This is a genomic window from Pseudoalteromonas sp. MMG012 (assembly GCF_018100875.1).
Lineage (GTDB): Bacteria > Pseudomonadota > Gammaproteobacteria > Enterobacterales > Alteromonadaceae > Pseudoalteromonas > Pseudoalteromonas aurantia.
In genome coordinates, this window is the sequence record NZ_JAGJEF010000007.1 from 102,108 (window position 1) to 119,846 (window position 17,739).

At 40.3% G+C, this 17,739-nt stretch carries 9 protein-coding genes; 5 read left to right on the forward strand and 4 right to left on the reverse strand.

The annotated features are described in order from the left end of the window. Positions 1-154 precede the first annotated feature (154 nt). Complete coding sequence (locus J8L97_RS04175; RefSeq protein ID WP_211047991.1) at positions 155-1,279, forward strand: FAD-dependent monooxygenase; 1,125 nt, start codon at positions 155-157, stop codon at positions 1,277-1,279. A 74-nt stretch (positions 1,280-1,353) separates the two neighbouring features. Here J8L97_RS04175 and J8L97_RS04180 read toward each other — a convergent pair whose 3' ends face one another. Then, the gene (locus tag J8L97_RS04180) at positions 1,354-1,989 is read right to left on the reverse strand and encodes a hypothetical protein (RefSeq protein WP_211047992.1); all 636 of its coding nucleotides are present in this window, start codon (positions 1,987-1,989) and stop codon (positions 1,354-1,356) included. Between the two features lie 405 nt (positions 1,990-2,394). Here J8L97_RS04180 and J8L97_RS04185 point away from each other — a divergent pair, with 405 nt between their 5' ends. Together J8L97_RS04185 and glyA are read left to right on the forward strand one after the other, a co-directional pair. After that, positions 2,395-3,348 (forward strand): tyrosine-type recombinase/integrase, encoded by a 954-nt coding sequence (locus tag J8L97_RS04185; RefSeq protein ID WP_211047993.1) that lies wholly within the window; start codon positions 2,395-2,397, stop codon positions 3,346-3,348. Positions 3,349-3,374: 26 nt separating this feature from the next. Continuing rightward, a complete protein-coding gene (gene glyA, locus J8L97_RS04190; RefSeq protein WP_210998016.1) occupies positions 3,375-4,589 on the forward strand; it encodes a serine hydroxymethyltransferase in 1,215 nt (404 codons plus the stop codon). Between the two features lie 4 nt (positions 4,590-4,593). On the opposite strand, the gene J8L97_RS04195 is transcribed toward glyA, so the two are convergent. Next, complete coding sequence (locus J8L97_RS04195) at positions 4,594-7,047, reverse strand: AAA family ATPase (protein WP_211047994.1); 2,454 nt, start codon at positions 7,045-7,047, stop codon at positions 4,594-4,596. A 352-nt stretch (positions 7,048-7,399) separates the two neighbouring features. Further along, complete coding sequence (locus J8L97_RS04200; protein ID WP_211047995.1) at positions 7,400-11,020, reverse strand: amino acid adenylation domain-containing protein; 3,621 nt, start codon at positions 11,018-11,020, stop codon at positions 7,400-7,402. 328 nt (positions 11,021-11,348) lie between these two features. On the opposite strand from J8L97_RS04200, the gene J8L97_RS04205 reads away from it, so the two are divergent. Next, entirely contained in the window at positions 11,349-15,806 is a 4,458-nt protein-coding gene (locus tag J8L97_RS04205; RefSeq protein ID WP_211047996.1) for a S8 family serine peptidase, read from the forward strand. A 104-nt stretch (positions 15,807-15,910) separates the two neighbouring features. Here J8L97_RS04205 and def read toward each other — a convergent pair whose 3' ends face one another. Next, positions 15,911-16,456 carry a peptide deformylase gene (gene def / locus J8L97_RS04210; protein ID WP_211047997.1) on the reverse strand — a complete coding sequence of 182 codons (546 nt, stop codon included), beginning with the start codon at positions 16,454-16,456 and terminating at the stop codon, positions 15,911-15,913. Positions 16,457-16,769: 313 nt separating this feature from the next. Here def and J8L97_RS04215 point away from each other — a divergent pair, with 313 nt between their 5' ends. Beyond that, positions 16,770-17,642: an alpha/beta hydrolase gene (locus J8L97_RS04215; protein WP_247688524.1), complete on the forward strand. Its 873-nt coding sequence runs from the start codon at positions 16,770-16,772 to the stop codon at positions 17,640-17,642. Positions 17,643-17,739 lie beyond the last annotated feature (97 nt).

Here is a 17,739-nt window from a genome sequence, read left to right on the forward strand (position 1 = left end):
TGCTTCCTGGTTATGGTGCTATCACAACCCATTACGACAACCCCAACTTATCATCAAGTATAAGAAATCATATTTTTCACTACACTCCTGTTAGTATGTCGTTGTAAAATAAATAATATAATGCAAAGAACACTCTAAATTAAGGTCAAACACTATGCGGGTACTCATCGTTGGCGCTGGAATTGCTGGATGCGCATTATTCCACCGCTTAAAGTCACATACTATTGATGTTGATATTATCGAAAAATCGACCGTATTAACCAATGAAGGCGCCGCAATTTGTTTACCTGCTAACGCTATGATAGAGCTCGATAAATTAGGTATGTCAGACACAGTTATCAAATGCGCCCATCAAGTAAATTCCATTGAGTATGCCTTAGCGAATGGCGAGACATTGACCAAAGCATCGCTCATGGAAGCGCCATTAAGCAAGGGCCCTTTTGTCGCATTAAAACGTGATGAGTTAATGCGTATATTAAGGGCCGGTATCGCTGATAAGATTCAACTTCATACTTGGCCAACAGATATTCAACAAACTGAAAATGGTGTATTCGTCACATTGAATCACGGGCCCTCAAAAACCTACGACCTTGTAGTAGCTGCCGACGGCATAAACTCTCAGGTTAGGCAAATGGTGCAGCCTGACACGTCTTTATTAAAGCATAAGGTCACTAATTGGCGCTTTATTGCACCGGCACCATCCGACAACTTTCAGCCCGTGTATTATGTCGGTAATACCACGCTATTCATGATTTACCCAATCAGTAAGGATGAGGTGTACTGCTATGCGCATGTAACTGACACAGCAAAAACCTATTACGACATGCCAACGAAAGAAGCGTTATACAGCCTTTTTGCAAACTATACCGCGCCGGTCTTGCACTGCTTGAATACCATGCCATCTAGTGAACACATTATTCGTGGGGAGCTAAAAAGTGTCATGAAAACTGACTCGGTGTTTCAAAGTGTCGTTTTAATAGGGGATGCATTACATGGCTGCCCGCCTAGTTTACAACAAGGTGCGGGTATGTCACTGGAAGATGTTAATTGCTTGGCTGACCAAGTGATCAATCACTTAGATAATTTGCCACAAGCTCTGTCTAATTACGAAAAAGCACGCGGTGCCAGAATAGCTTGGACAGTCAATGAATCAAATAAGATAATTAAACTTGCAGGGCTTGGGGAAAGCTTTATAGGCCGTTTAGTCAGAAACTTTATCTTGCGCCGTAAAGGGCCTGCAAATGTGGTTGGTTGGAGAAAACTGCTGACTGATGACTGACCTAAGTAAACTCCTAGACCCCATCAATCATGCACCGCTTAAAATAAAAAGGCGGTGCTTATACATTTTACAGGTTAATAACCGGATAACACGGTCACACTATCATTGAACTTGCCGCCCACTCCAGTGATCACCTTACATCCATCTAACTGCCTGAGCTTACTGCTGCTACGACGAATATGATTGTATGACGAAACATATGCGCCATTGGCTGAATACACTCTAATAATATTGTCGTTACTCGTTAAAACATGCACCTTACCACGCTCATCGACGGTGATACTTTTTGGCCCATTTAAATCCTGTAATAACTCAATACCGAACTCACCAATATCTCCCACCTTTTGCCCATCAAAGTCGAGTACTGTAATTTGGTGGTGGCCATATTCAATAACGTACAGTGATTGCAGCTGTGTATCAATTGCAAAATCTTTTATTGCCTGCAGATTGTCAGTTAAAGGAAGTTTGCCTGTACGTTCACCCGCCAAAGAAAATACACTTATTTCTTTCGATTGCTCAAAGTAAACATAAATATGTTGTGCATACCGACGAATAATCCGCGGTTTGCGCTGCACTTCTATGGTTTCACCAGTTGGGGTTACAGCAATCATTGTAGGAAAAGCGATATTAAGGTCTCTTAACTTCGCGATAGACATACGTTCCGTTTTATCATCCCCTGAAATAGTCTTTTCATTAGCATTAGTATGCATAGAAAGGCCAAATAAACCAGCTGAGCATAGTGCTGAGGTTGTTCTTAAGAAAGTGCGACGTTCCATAGTGAAATTTTATTATGTTTATAATAGGGGGATTATTACATGGATGAAAAATTTATTAAATTACAGAACATTACAACAATAAAGTATTAAGAATGCACAGAAGTTACTAGATGAATGTACTGGTGATACTGATTTCCCGCAGTTAAAGCCGTTTGATACAGGTTAACAATGGCCGATTTACCTCATATAAGAATGCCATTGAGCAAGAATCACTGCTCGTTACATTGAGTTATTTCTCTCTTTAAATAAGCCAATTGACTTAAACATTTCGAAATTTCTGCGCTTACACACTAAAAGGTGCTATTTAACCTTTTGTCGCTATTATATTCAGGAAAACACATGTTAGTTCACGAAGTTTGTAACCTATTTTTATCTCACTGCCAATACAATAAGCAACTCTCTATACATACCATAAGAGCATATAAGCAAGATTTGGCGTGCTTCAATAAATTAACAAAAGTTCAAGAGGTTCAAAACTTTGACAAGAACCAGCTAAAATATTACGTCTCTCAGTTACACCAAATGGGACTAGGTGCTAGAACAGTCAAACGAAGAGTTGCTTGCTTAAAATCAATGTTTAAGTGGTTGGAGCTAGAAGATATCATTATAGTTAACCCGTTCCACAAAGCTGACATATCACTCAAAATACCAAAGCAACTACCAAGAAATATTCCCAAGAGTAATCTACGTAAAATATTAAAATCAGCCAGAGCAGCTTTAAACCTAGAAAAAGAAGATAGCTACACAGCTTCTAAACTTAAAGAGCTAATAGTTAAGCCTAAGCAGCTAAACAAATTAACAAGCTTACTGGTCGTTGAGCTCTTATTTTCTACTGGGATCAGAGTGAGTGAATTAGTTAATATTAACTTACTTCACATATCTATTGTCGAAAAAAAGATCCTAATCCTCGGAAAAGGCCAGCGTGAAAGGTTTGTCTTTTTAACCAACAAAGAAATAGCAGACTTAGTCAATGCCTATATTATAGTTAGAAGTATAACCAACCCAAACCATGATTATTTACTAGTGAATAGCAGAGGAAAGCCTGCGTCATCACATTTCATACGGAAATTACTTAGGCAAGAGTCTGATGCCGCAAAAGTTGATAAAGTCACCCCTCATATGTACAGACACTCTGCCGCTTGTCAGCTTTTAGAGTCAGGAGTAGACATAAGGTATGTTCAGAGACTTTTAGGGCATCAGAGTATACTAACAACTCAACTTTATACCCACGTAAATGACAATGTCCTACAACGTAAAATAGCCAAAGCCAACACTAGGAGTTCAATTACATAAAAAGTAACGATAACTAGGAATTATCAATGAAAGCATTAGCCAACTTTTTGGGAGATAGATTCCCTAGAATTAAAAAAATAATTGAGTCAGAAGAGAATAGTCAAATTGAAGTGTTGAACCTAATAGGGAGTGCAAATAGGCCCTTTCAATCAGTACTCGACTCTAGGACGTTACCCTTTCATGCAAACCCTGGCGAAGGATTCCCTGGCAGCCGATATTTTCCAGGTTGTGATAACCTCGATGAAATCGAAAACTATGCTGAAGAATTAGCAAAGGCTCTTTTTAAAGGCAGTGAAAAATACTGGTTTACTACTCAACCATACTCTGGAACACAAGCCAATCAAATAGTTTACAACGCAGTTTTAAAACCTGGGGATACAATTCTTTGTTTGGATTTAGCTTCTGGGGGACATGTTTCACATTGGAGTTTCACTAATCGTTATTTTAATGTGGAGCATTACAATGTGAAAAATGGAAGAATCGACTACCAAGAACTGAAAGTCCTAGCAGAGGAAGTGAAACCTAACTTAATAATTGCTGGTGCGAGTTCCTACCCTAGAGAAATAGATTATGCAATACTAGGAAATATAGCGAAACAGGTAAATTCTTTATTATTAGCGGACTTATCTCATACGGCTTCTTACGTAATTTCCGGCCTGCACATATCGCCATTTTCCCACGCTCACTTCGTTACCATGACAACTCACAAAACAACTAGGGGCGTAAGAGGGGGAATGATGTTCGTGGCTCAAGATTTTGAAAAACAAACTAAACGCTCCATTTTTCCTATTTCCCAAGGTGCTCCGATGTTTGTTGAAATCATTGGTAAAGCAATAATGTTGGAAGAGTTAAATAATATGGATGTAAAAGAATATGCTAATAAAGCGATTCATTTTGCAAAAATCATTGCCACTGAGCTAAAGGATGCTGGATTCAAGCTATATACTGATGGTACAGATACACATTTAGTTGTAATAGATTTATCGAAATCAGGGATCTCAGGGAAAGAAGCTGAAGAGAACCTTCAAATTAATGGTATTTTAGCTAATAGAAATTTGATTCCAAATGACCCTAGACCTGCTTCAGTTACATCTGGACTGAGAATTGGTGTTTTAATGATGGTAACCTTAGGCTTCTCTGAAAATCATGTGCGGGACTTAGCATCAATTATATTACGCTCCTTAAAGGGATATAATAACCTAGCAAATGATACTAAAAAAATATTGGAAAGCTATTCATAAAATATTAAAATCGCCAATGAGGGGATGGAGCCAGTAATAAAGGTATTGCCCCCTCACCTCTAGTAAAAACAGAGTATTGTGAGGAATCTCCCGGGTATAAGTTGTCGCACTCCATTATTTCTTTGTCTATTTGGTTAGTTTCACAATCCTTCAATTTAGAACGTTTCAAAATCAATAGGTTTTTCTTTAACATAAAAGATAACCAAGGATCGCTAATCTCATTTGCATCTATTCTCATAGTTTCTAGTTTAGATATGGTCGTTTTTAATTCTTCACTGTTTTGCATTGCTTTTACAATTAAAATTGTCGCTAAAAACTTCAAACGGTCATACTCTAATGGTTTAGGAACCATGTTGTATGCGGTGATCAATCGTTTTAGTGAGGTATCATATTTACCTTCTAAAACATCACATACACCTAAATTAAAAGTTGCTTGGTAAGCTTCTATGGAGTTGATATCCAACAAGGTATTTCTGGCTTTATGCAGATGTTCTCGGGCTACTTGAATATTTGGCTCTTTATTATATAGCTCATTCAAGCCAATATTATTATGCAATGTTGCAATCGTGAAAATATCTTCCTTGTTTTCAAACCAATCAAGAGCTTTGTTGAGGAAACCAACTGATTTCTCATAGGGAAATAAGTGAGCACTATTTCTCAATATAATTGCTTCAAAGTCATTTCGAGGGTAATTCAATTTAGCTAAAATTCTATCTTGAATAATTGATTTTGCTTCACTTTCTTGTCTTTGATGCTGTAAAATATTTAAGTGAACTGACAATGCCTCTGAAGAGTGTAACAAGTTAGCTGTATGGCTTAATGCGATATCATAGAAATATAACTGAGCAGAAACTTTTGCCGAATATAAGTTATACACCTCTGGACTTCTAGCTTCCCCCAGCTTATCGAGTAATCTATTAGCGGTGTTAAAATTGGACTCTTTAACACAAGCATCTAGTAATCTTGTAATGGTAATTAAACTAAAAATACTTGCTGAATTATTAGATGAATCTAATATCTCTAGAACTTGCTCAGTAAGTAAACTCAAATCAAAGTAACCATTTCGTTCATGTAAAATAGATACTGTTCGCTCCATGGATTCAACATGCTTAGCCAACTCCTGAGATGTAGCTATTTGCATTATAAGAAGCATGGCCTCTATATGCTTGTTGTCGTCCATACATGTGAACGCAAACCTGCTAATAACATCTACTAGTCGAGCGCGCACTTCTGTTATTTCCTCATCGCTCATGGTAACTCGTGCCGCACTAATAACTTTGTCGTGGCTAGCTTTAATCGATTCAATTTCGATACTAGAAAACCCTGCTTTTCGAAGTATTTGCTCAGGCAAAATAGAAAGAAGCTTACACTCGACTAGAAATCGAACAACCTCCATCAAATTGAGAGTTCTAGTTGCATTAACATCCTCTTCGACAAACAGCCGAATGTAATCAAAATCTATTCCCTCTGGAAATAAAGATGTAATGATTAACAATGCTCTCTCTATTTCACCTAATTGATTGATTGTTTCTGCAATAGGATTGTTTTTATTTGAAGCTTTATTTTGTTCTTTTAGCCGGTTAGCCAACTTAAAATTAATAATAAACTGCTCAATTTCTCGAGTATTTTCTTTCGTCGACTCTAAGCACTCTAAAAACAACTGATCTCTTTGGTAACCATTCATGTTTGGAAAAGAATTATTGAGAATGTTTTGGATTGAGGTATGGTCCAAATTTGGAAGAATTTGAATAACGGCATGAAATTGGTGAAAGTGTTCCAAATAATATGGGTCAAATAACGTATTTTTACTATCCTGTCGGATAACAAGTGAAACAGAAAATTCGTTAGGTAAGCTATCTATCAAAGCAGATAATTCCCTTTTTTCACTATCAGTTGAACGCTGAAAGTTATCAATCTGCAGTGTGTGTTTACTAGGAGCTACTGCAAACTCAAAAAAGTCCTTTAGCAACTGAAAAATATCAATTTCGATGGGTTTAGTTTTTTCTTCGTATTTAAAATCCTTTTCAAATAATGCGGCGGCCGCTTTGCCGAAAGAGGGTAACGATTGAAGAGCGTTATAAATGCCTTTGTATAAAGCCTTTTTTGCAGGTTCTGTTATTTTCCGCCGTTTTAAAAAAGCCGAAAAGCTTTTCTTATTAGTCCTTGTTGTTTTTGTAGATGATACCCATAAGGTTAGCAACAAATTGGAAAATAGCTTTCCCTTTGTTCTAGTGTCATCAGATATATCATGATACGTCACGGAATGATCAAGGTTTTCTTTAGATAAAGACTTAGCTGCTTCATTGAGGAGCCTAGTTTTACCTACTCCGGACTCCCCACATAAAAAATGAACTACTGACTTGTTACTTGGTGATTTAGTTAAAGCCTCATTGTAATCTTCAAGCTCTGTATCCCTACCTTCAAAATCAAGCCTTAGATCTTTGGCTGAAAATAACATGTCAAATAATTCCTAGTTATCGTTACTTTTTATATCTTCTATCGTCTCGTAGATAAGAAATTACGTCAATACTTCGTCTAATAAAACGTTATACAAAATCTAAAGGTTTTATATAACGCTTTAATTTCTTCTTCAAGTTGCACATTCAGAGCCCATCAATAATATAAAGCACACTAAGATTATAGTCCTGCAAAGTACAGCTCCGATATATGACAATTTATGATACTAGTCATTCAACTAAACTATTAGCCAAATGAGTTATTGTAAGTAATGCGAGCTGCCCCGCATTAATGTTAGATTTTTGAATATAACTTTAGCCGATACCATACAGTAAAAATTTCGCTGATAAATATCACTCAATGCAATTTACATCTTGCTTTTCATACTTATATTCCTGATACTCACACAAACGCGCTATAAACCAAATAAAGACTTCCGTTTGCCCCTTTACAACGCATACACCATTACAAATGCTATTTAGCAAGGCTTGCACATTAGTTTCACATAAACCTTTTATCATCTGAGGATCTGCAATAGACACAGTACAATACGGCAAATCAACAGAATACTCTGTTTCTAAGGTTATTTTACCGCCCCTAAGCATAATCGAGATTGGAGCCTGACTTTCATGAGCAACTATCGATAACACCAACTCAGGTGCAGTTTCTATTGGTGCTTTACAAACAAGCTTCAAATAAGCTGAAAAATCATTTACCCAGTTTTGAATATTTGTACTCATAGATAGAGGGTCTAAATTACTTTCACACGCTGCTATTAATGTATCTTCTGATGCCGCAAAAGCTCGATTTACCTCTTGCTCTGTCTCAATAAGTGCCTCAAGTGTGCGGTCAATATCGGCATGTGTGTGTGCTGCTGAACAAATAAACCTTAATCGTCCTCGCCCCATTTCAACAATCGGATACGTGACCGCCAGCGTTTGAATACCGCGCTCATATAGCCCTTGCACGATCGCATAGAGCTTATCTTTATCACCAAAGTGAGGGGTCACTATTGGACCATCGCCAGTGCCTAAATCATACCCAGCCTCTGTAAAGCGCTTACGCATATAACGCGTTCGGTTCCATAATTGTTCACGCAAACTATCATCAGTACGTAAGTATCTTAAAGAAGCCAGAGCAGCTGCAATATCAGCGGGGCTAATTGACGCTTGAAAAATATACGCCCGTGAAGATGACTTCAGCAGTGCAATGTGCTTTTTACTCGCAGCTATTACCCCACCAATACTTCCCAGTGCTTTACTCAGCGTTGTCATAATAAAATCAACATCATCCGTTGCACCTTGCTGTGAGCAAACACCTGCTCCAGAGTGACCATAGAAGCCAAAAGAGTGCGCTTCATCCACTAAAGTCAACGCACCATATTGTTTTGCGATTCGAACTATCTCTGCAACTGGCGCAGTCCCTTCACCCATACTATAGACACTTTCTAACACCACTAAAGTTGTATGATAAGGTGATGTTTCAGAGGCGAGCACCGACGCCAAGTCACTCGCACTATTGTGCTGAAATGTTCTAATTTTAGCGCCACTTAAGCGCGCACCATCCACAATAGAGGCATGACAAAGCTGGTCAATAACGACCGTATCATTTTTTCCTAATATACCCGAAATGGCCCCTAAGTTAGCGGTATACCCTGTCGGAAATAGGCATGCACTAGGCTTACCCACAAGCTCTGCAAACTCATTTTCAAACTCAACATGTTGGTCTGTCATGCCAGTCGCGGCGGCTGAAATTCCCATGCCAGTACCGAAGCGTTCTAATGCAAGAACGGCTTCATTGATTACTTTTGGATCGCGGTTTAAACCGAAGTATAAATTCGTTGACCATATAATAGCGTTCCTATCTTGTTCTTTATTATATGAATCACCAATAACCCCCGTTGCAGAGCTCCCCGTACGGAGCACTTTTCCATATGGGTTGCGTTGATTATTATTGACCATGTCAGTGACTTGCTCTACCAATACACTTTTATCGGCGATACTCCAAGATGGGGCGCTCGCTGATTGAAAAGTCGGGTGACTAGATTGCAATAGCGTCTGAAATCCGGAGAGTGTTTCAAGTTTAGGATTGTTATGATCTATCATTAAACTAGATTCAGAGGATGCTTGACTTACACTTTGATTCATTCGGTCTAGAAAAAAGTGTGTTAAAGCACGAGGGGTCGAGTATAGAACAAGGCTGTTCTGTGGTAACTTATACTCTAATGCCGCTCGTAATCTACTGAGTAACTCTAGCGAGCTTAGTGAGTCAATACCAAAACTATCAAATGGTAGGTCGCAAAGCACTTGCTCTGGTTCTGCTATATTAAGCAAGCTCGCCACTTCCGTTTGAATCGTTAGTAACACTGAACTGTACTCATAGCCCGCTTGCGGTTTATTACTCACTTGACCGCTTGCTTCATGCTGAGCAGCTAAACGCACAGTATTAAGATCTGGGAGGCTTTTACGATCCAACTTATCATTTGGTAAAAAAGGTAACGCTCTCATCTGCATAATAAACTGAGGCACCATATATTTTGGCAATCGCTCTGACAAAAACGCCTTCACAGCCTGACTCGTTACGCTACCTTTTTGGTTTACCACATAAGCTACTAAAATTTGCTGACCAGTCCCACTATCAAGCGCAGCCGCCGCTGCTACACCTATCTCACTCATCGATTCAAGTACTGACTCTACTTCCCCTAGCTCTATCCTGAAACCTCGTATTTTAACCTGTTGATCAATACGGCCTAAAAACTCTATCTCTGCATTTTCACTCCACTGACATAGATCTCCCGTTTTATATAAGCGAGTTTCAGGTATCTGGTCAGTCGGCGTCAGAGTGACAAAGCGTGACGTTGTCATATTCTCATCGTTGAGATAACCCCGAGTGAGTTTACTGCCAGCTAAATATAATTCACCGGGTTCACCAATCGCTGTGCACTGCATTGCATCATTTAGAATATATGCCCTTGAATTTACGACAGAGCGACCAATTGTAATACGAGTAGTGTCTTCAGGAATTTCATTAATTGTAGAAAAAACAGTGTCCTCGGTCGGACCATACGCATTCATAACCCTTGGTTTAAATGCCAAGTTATGAATTTGATTTACTAGCGGCGCTTTCAAAGCTTCACCTCCAAACACCACACACCGAATACTATCGGGAAGCGTATCGGTGCCCAATAAGGTTTGCATCGATGAAGGTACCATAACGCACATTTTTACTTTATCTGCATAAGGAAGTTTAGGTAGAGCCAATGCGTTATCTGCCATCAGAATAGTGCCACCAAGTGACAACGTACCGAAAGTCTCCATCACCGATGTATCAAAGCACACCGAAGCGGCAGCCAATACCCCAGATAACTCCTCAGTGCTAAACAGCTCTGCCATGGCATGACTCATCGCCACCACATTGCGATGCTCAACCGCAACCCCTTTTGGTTTCCCCGTAGACCCCGAGGTATAGATCACATACGCTAAATCAGTAGGTTCTGGACCCAGAACATTATCAATGGCTTGATTTTTAATCGTATCAACATGAATGACTTCCCGTGCTATCTGGCATAGGTGCGCCATATACTCATTTTCAACAATGGCTGCTGATGCTTTGGAATGTGACAACATATAATGGACTCGTTCTTGTGGGTATGTTGGGTCAAGGGGCACATAAGCACACCCCGCCCTTAAAACCCCCAATAAAGTAGCAATTAGCTCCCATGAGCGACTCATACATACCCCGACCAAGGAACCCGACTTCACGCCTCGTTGAGCTAGCGCCGCTGCAAAAGCATCTGAGCGTGCTAGCAGCTGCTCATAACTTACCGACAAATCACCTTCTATGATCGCCACTTTTTCTGGTGTAAGCTTCGCCTGCTCAGCAATCAAGCTAATAATGGTTCCACTGGGTAAAAATGTTTTCTGTGGCATATCACACAACGCTTTTGATGTATCTCTTGCTACTTCAAATTCCATGAACTTTCCTTATTGTTATTGTTGGCTATATTGGACAAATTAATCATGCCATATTATTTCGCATAGCTATGCAAGCTTTGACTTTTTAGTTTAAGAGTTGCTTTAATATTCCGTTATAATAAAACGGGTGAGGAGGCAACATTGGTTAAAACTCAAACTAGTTAAGTATGAATTAAATATAAAATAACTTTATTGATATTTTTACACTATATTTATGTCCATTTTCGCATGTATAACACTAGGAACAAAAAAAACAAATACCTGCATATTTGTTAACAATAAAAGTAACGATCGTTAGAATCAGTTACCAATGACTCCTAGGGAATGTATGTCTAAGCTTATAAAAAAATCAACAATTGCAGCTGCAGTAGGTAGTGTATTACTCACAGCGGGTGTCTCTGCTAATACTGCCAATATGGTCAGTAATTTTACCAATTTCGAGGCTGTAAAATTTGCAGCTCAAGATACGAAAAAGAATGCGCCAACATCCTATTTAATTGTGCTAAAAGCAACGTCCGCAGCAAATTTATATGCTCAGGGTACATACCAGTCAGGTGATACACGTGCAACAATGGCGCAAATTTCACAACTTCAAGAAGCGTTAACGCTTGAACTAAACAGTTTAGACTTCAATGCAAAAGTTATTGGTCAAACACGTGTTTTAGCCCCTACACTCATTGTTGAAGCGTCAAAAGAAGCGCTAGCAGCGATTGAAAAAGACGCACGCGTAGAACGTGTGTTACCTATGTTTGATTCTGAATTGCACATTGCAGAATCATCTGACTACATTAAAGCAACGCCAGTACGTACTGAAGGTTTGGCTACAGGTATGGGCCAAAAGGTCGCTGTACTAGATACGGGTATTGATTATACTCACAAAATCTTCAATGAAGCTGCCGGTACTGTTGAAGCGTATGACGCTGCTCAAGCCGATCCAACAACGGTTGCATGGCCTCAAGGTCAAGTCAAAGGCGGTTACGATTATATGCGTAACGATGCCGATCCAATTGAGCATGATCCAGCGGTACCTTCTGAAGAGGATGAACCAACAAGTCACGGTACATCGGTATCTCACTCGGTGACAGGCATTGCACCAGACGTTGAATTGTATGTTTATTCTGTCTGTGGCGGTGGTTGTCCTAGTGCAGCACAAGCTGCGGCACTTGAGTCAGCAATGGATCCTAATTGGGATGGCGATATTTCAGACCGAGTCGATGTGATCAACATGTCTCTCGGTGGTGAATTCGGTAATACATACACAGGTAGCGGTGTACAATACCTTATTCAACGTGCGGTTGGCTTAGGCGTGAATGTGGTCGTTTCAGCTGGTAACGATGGTGACCACCCATTTCGTATTGGTGGTCCAAGTACAACACCAAATGCACTATCTGTGGGTGCAATGACACACCCAACGTTAGAAGAAGGTATTGCATCCGGTACTGTTGCAGGTGCTGAGACGGTTATTCAAGCTGCAAGCTTTGGTCCACAAGGCGCGTTCACGTTCAGCAACACGAATACAGAGCTTGTATATCCTGATGCAAACCAAAATGGTTGTGATGCATTTGCTGACGATGTGGACTTCACAGGTAAGGCGGTATTGATTGACCGTGGTGCATGTGCATTCGACACTAAAGTATTAAATGCACAAGCTAAAGGCGCGGCATTTGTACTGATTGCTAATAACACCGACAATGGTACTCCAGCACCAATGGGTGGCAGCTCTACAGAAGTCACTATCTTCTCTGTAGGTGTGAACTTCCAAGCGGGTAAAGTAATAAAGGATAAACTAGCAGCGGGTGAAACGGCTGAGTATGCAATCCAAGTAGTGATGAAGAATGTTGCTGATGCAGTGGCAGACTTCTCTTCACGTGGTCCTTCAGTGAATGGTCTATTAAAGCCAGAAATCACAGCGCCAGGTGTGAACATTCAAGTTGCAGCAACGGGTACGCAAGATAAAGTGGCAGGCGCAACGGGTACTTCGTTCTCAGGTCCAATGACAGCAGGTGCTGTGGCACTTGTTCGTGAAGCGTTACCAGAGCGTAATGCTTCAGAAATTAAAGCAACCATCATGAACACCGCTGATCTGAACGTAACAGTTGAAGCAACATCGGTTAACCCTGATTCACCATTGGCACCGATTAGTTTGATTGGTGCAGGTTTAGTGAACGTTGATAAAGCAGTTAAATCACCGGTTGCAGCATGGGTATATCATTCAGAGTTTGATACTAACCAAGCGGCGTTGTCATTTGGTTTTGAGAATGTGTCAGAAGTAACGGCATACACTAAAACTGTGACATTGAAAAACTTCTCAAACGAAGCTAAGACCTATAACCTTCGCACGCAAGCGCGTTATGAAAATGATGCTGCAACGGGTGCTGCTAGCTGGGAAATGCCTGAATCTGTTACTGTACCAGCAGGTCAAATTGTTGAGTTTGATGTAACCTTGACGATTGACCCTGCTAAGTTACCACAGTGGAAACTGAAGAACCCACTTAATGCGGATGAGCTAGCTGAGCGTAGCCCTGCATTGACTTTATCTGAATTTGATGGCGCATTAGTATTTGATGACCCAAATACTGACGGAGACCATGATTTACACCTTGTTTATCATGCCCTACCAAAAGCACATGTTGGTTTAAAACTAAGTTATGAACGTGCAGCGGGTGATTTCAAAGTCGCGCTGACTAACAACGGCTTCAAAGATATTACCCCTATGTCAGAGCAGTTAGTTGCAACCGGTACTAAGGTGAGTCAATCCGAAAAAGATTTCAACATTCTAGCCACAACATTTAACGCTGTAACGGCTGATGGGTGTCATACTGGTGTGGCATTTACTGCTTCAATCATGCTGCGTGATGAGCTAACACACTTGCGTCGGGCAGGTGGTTATGCAATGAATTTAGACCTTGATAACGACGGCACGTATGACTACGCATTAGCGCAGTATAGTGATGTAGGCCGCAGTGCTGCAGTACCTGGTCGCTCACGTACCGTTAGTGGTCCTATTGTTGATGGCGCACCACAATGGGCATATTTATCGGACATGTATCATACCTCAGGCTCAAATACTGTCACATTCTCAGGATGCTCAGACTTAATCGGCCTTACCAGTAGTAACCTTGGAGATGCTATCACGATTGAAGCCTCTGTAGGCTATGGTTATCAGATTGCGATAGATACCGTCACCGATACACTCAAGGGTACAACGACATTCGCAACATCTCCTGCAACATTCACAAATGCAACGGGAGAAACTGTCACTGAGATTAAGCAAGGTGAAACAGTGTACATCAATGCTGACTCTGCGTTTGCACTCACCTCTAGTGAACTTGAAGGGGTATTATTACCTATTACTTCTTCAATGCTAAAGTATGAAAATCCATTAAAAGCCCCCGTACTGCTGCCTATGACGATTTCTGTTGCTGAAAACACCGCCAACGACACTTCGATTGGCAAACTCGTTATTAGCGACCTTGAAGCTCACCAAAAGATTACTCAATACGAAATTCAATCGTCAACACATACCGCGTTTGCAATTAATGAAGAGGGTGAAGTTGTCGTAGTCAACTCTGACGAGCTAGACTATGAACTTGGTAATAACACTGCTAAGTTAATGGTTGTTGCAACCGACATATTTGGTAATGCATCTAAAGCAACTGAAATAATCATAAACATTGAAAATGAGATTGATAGCGCAGCTGAGTATACGCCACCGAAACTCATCGCTGCCGAGTTCTCTGTTGCGGAAAATACCGCAAAAGATACCGTTATTGGGCAACTAAAGTTAGAAGCACAAGAAAATACCCTTGAAGTAAAAACATATACAGTGAAATCGTCTTCACATACTGCGTTGACCGTGAATAACAAAGGTGAAGTGTTAGTTGCTGGTGAACTTGATTTCGAAGCGGGTAATAACACAGCAACACTCATGGTCATTGCGGTTGATACATTAGGTAATGAATCTAAAGCCATTAAAGTGACAGTTAATATTGAGAATGTGATTGACAGTGCTGCAGAGTATACGCCACCGAAACTCATCGCTGCCGAGTTCTCTGTTGCGGAAAATACCGCAAAAGGTACCGTTATTGGGCAACTAAAGTTAGAAGCACAAGAAAATACCCTTGAAGTAAAAACATATACTGTGAAATCGTCTTCACATACTGCGTTGACCGTGAATAATAAAGGTGAAGTGTTAGTCGCTGGTGAACTTGATTTCGAAGCGGGTAATAACACAGTAACACTCATGGTCATTGCGGTTGATACATTAGGTAATGAATCAGAAGCGACTAAAGTAACGGTAAATATCGAGAATGTGATTGACAGTGCGGCGGATTATACTCCACCTAAACTCATTGCTGCTGAGTTTTCAGTTGAGGAAAATACAGCCACTGGTACAGTGATTGGTCAACTTGAATCGGTAACGCAAGAAAATACCCTTGAAATTACTGAGTATTTAGTAAAGTCATCAACTAACACCGCTTTTTCAGTTAATAATAATGGCCAAATCGTTGTTGCTAATTCAGCAGTCCTTGATTTTGAAGCGGGGAACAATATCGCTACTTTGATGGTCATCGCTATCGATAAGTTAGGTAATACATCAGACCCAGCTGCCATCACAATAAATATTGAGAATGTCGTGGATACCGATGCTGAGCAGCCTGCACCTGTGCCAACTCCTACGCCAACAGTGACTCAAGCATCATCAGAGTCTTCGTCTGGTTCTCTTGCTTGGTTTGCACTTTTAGCGGCACCATTCGCGGTGCTGCGTCGTCGCAAACATAAATAAGCTTTACATGAATACTAACTTACAACGTCTGTTAATATCTGGCGTTGTAAGTTAGCCAAGGGCATTCGCCTTTATTGGCTGCAACTTCTCCATTGAAGTTTCGCTCAGTTGCTGTCAGCAAACTGACGATACCACTCACTTTCGCTGATTAAATCTTGCATCGACTCTAACTGGTCAATAAACGTGAGCCCATTTAAGTGATCTAACTCATGCTGAAAAATACGTGCAATAAAGCCTGTCAACGTTTTCTGACGCTCATGACCTTGTTTATCCAAATACCGTACTGTTATCTGCTTATATCTTGGCACTAAGCCTCGCATACTTGGCACACTTAGGCACCCTTCCCAGTCTTTTACCTTTTCATCTGAATAATGCAAAATCTCAGGATTAATAATCGCAGTTGGTGCCATTAGTGGCGCTTGTGGATACCGTGTATTGGGCTTTGAGCACATAATAAAAATACGCTTGCTGTGATGTATTTGCGGTGCAGCAATACCCACGCCACCCGCTTCAGATACCGCCAACATCATTGTATTGATGAGTTGCTGACATTCATCACTGAGAATATCTTCAACTTCAACAGCTCGCGTTCTTAATACTGCATGTCCGAGCTGCGCTATAGAATAGATACTGCTTTTAGTTGTACTCATTCAGGTCTCTTTTACCCCCGTAAATTACAAAGATATTATCAAAGTCTCAATACAAAAGTGCAAGCACCGCTTATATAAACACTGAAACAAGGCCGTGTGAGTAATGTTACATACGCAGGCAAAGCGGCTCTATACACCACACATTGACATATAACTAATTGATAATTAATACAATAAAACTCAACACATCATATCATATACAAATCAGCTAAACGTCAGGTCTTTTAAACACAATGCCGATACAGTGAACTTGAGTCTTTAACCTGAAACAACGTCTTCAATATGGCTTAGCAATTGATAAGGAAGTAACATAATGAACATTAAAAATAATTGGGTAATCACTTTGGCTTGTATACTCCTCCTACTTACGGCAAATGTAAGTAGCGCAAGCTCTTTCACGTTACCCCATACACACGTAATACCAATTAAAGACACACAGCAAGACAGGCAATACGAACTGTATATAAAGTTGCCTGAGGGATATGACAAACATAAAGATACAGCTTATCCTGTCATTTATTACACTGACGCTCAGTGGCATATGGAGTTGTTATCGGGTGCGACTGCATTTCTCATGGAAAATGCCATTTTAGTAGGGATTTCCTGGCAAATAAACACCAAAGGGGCATTAAAAGACAAAGAGGCCAGTGCAAGTCGTGGTCGTGATTTCTCAATAAGAGCATCAAGCGACCCCAAAGTTCAAGCCAAACATCAGCGGGGTCAAGCAAACAATCACCTAGCATTTATACGAAACGACATCATTCAATATATCGAAAACCAATATAACGCTGACCCAAATAATCGTACTTATTTCGGCTTTTCGTTTGGTGGATTATTTGGTAGCTATATCTTAATGGCGAAGCCTGATACGTTCAAAAACTATATTCTCGGCAGTCCATCTCTTTGGCGCGATATTCCTCACTTATTAGAGCTTGGCACTCAACATAAGCAACTCAATGCCAATGTATTCATCTCATACGGTGCGTTGGAAGATAAGTTAGGTATTCACGTCAATGAGTTTGTGGAGTTGTTGCACAAAAGACATGATAAAAGCTTAAAATTGAAAAAATTGTCATTGAGTCCGCAGGCCATAGCGATTCCTTTCCTATGCTCGGCGTGCGCAGTATTAGCTGGCTATCAGCACTCATCAGCGGCCAACAAAGTAAGTAATCTCAGGTTTGGATAAGGGTTTTGGAGTAGAAAATGTTTTGAAAACAAACTTACGTACAATCCAATGATGATATTTCGTTCAATATCAAGGCGCTTTTATGCAGTAATAGCGG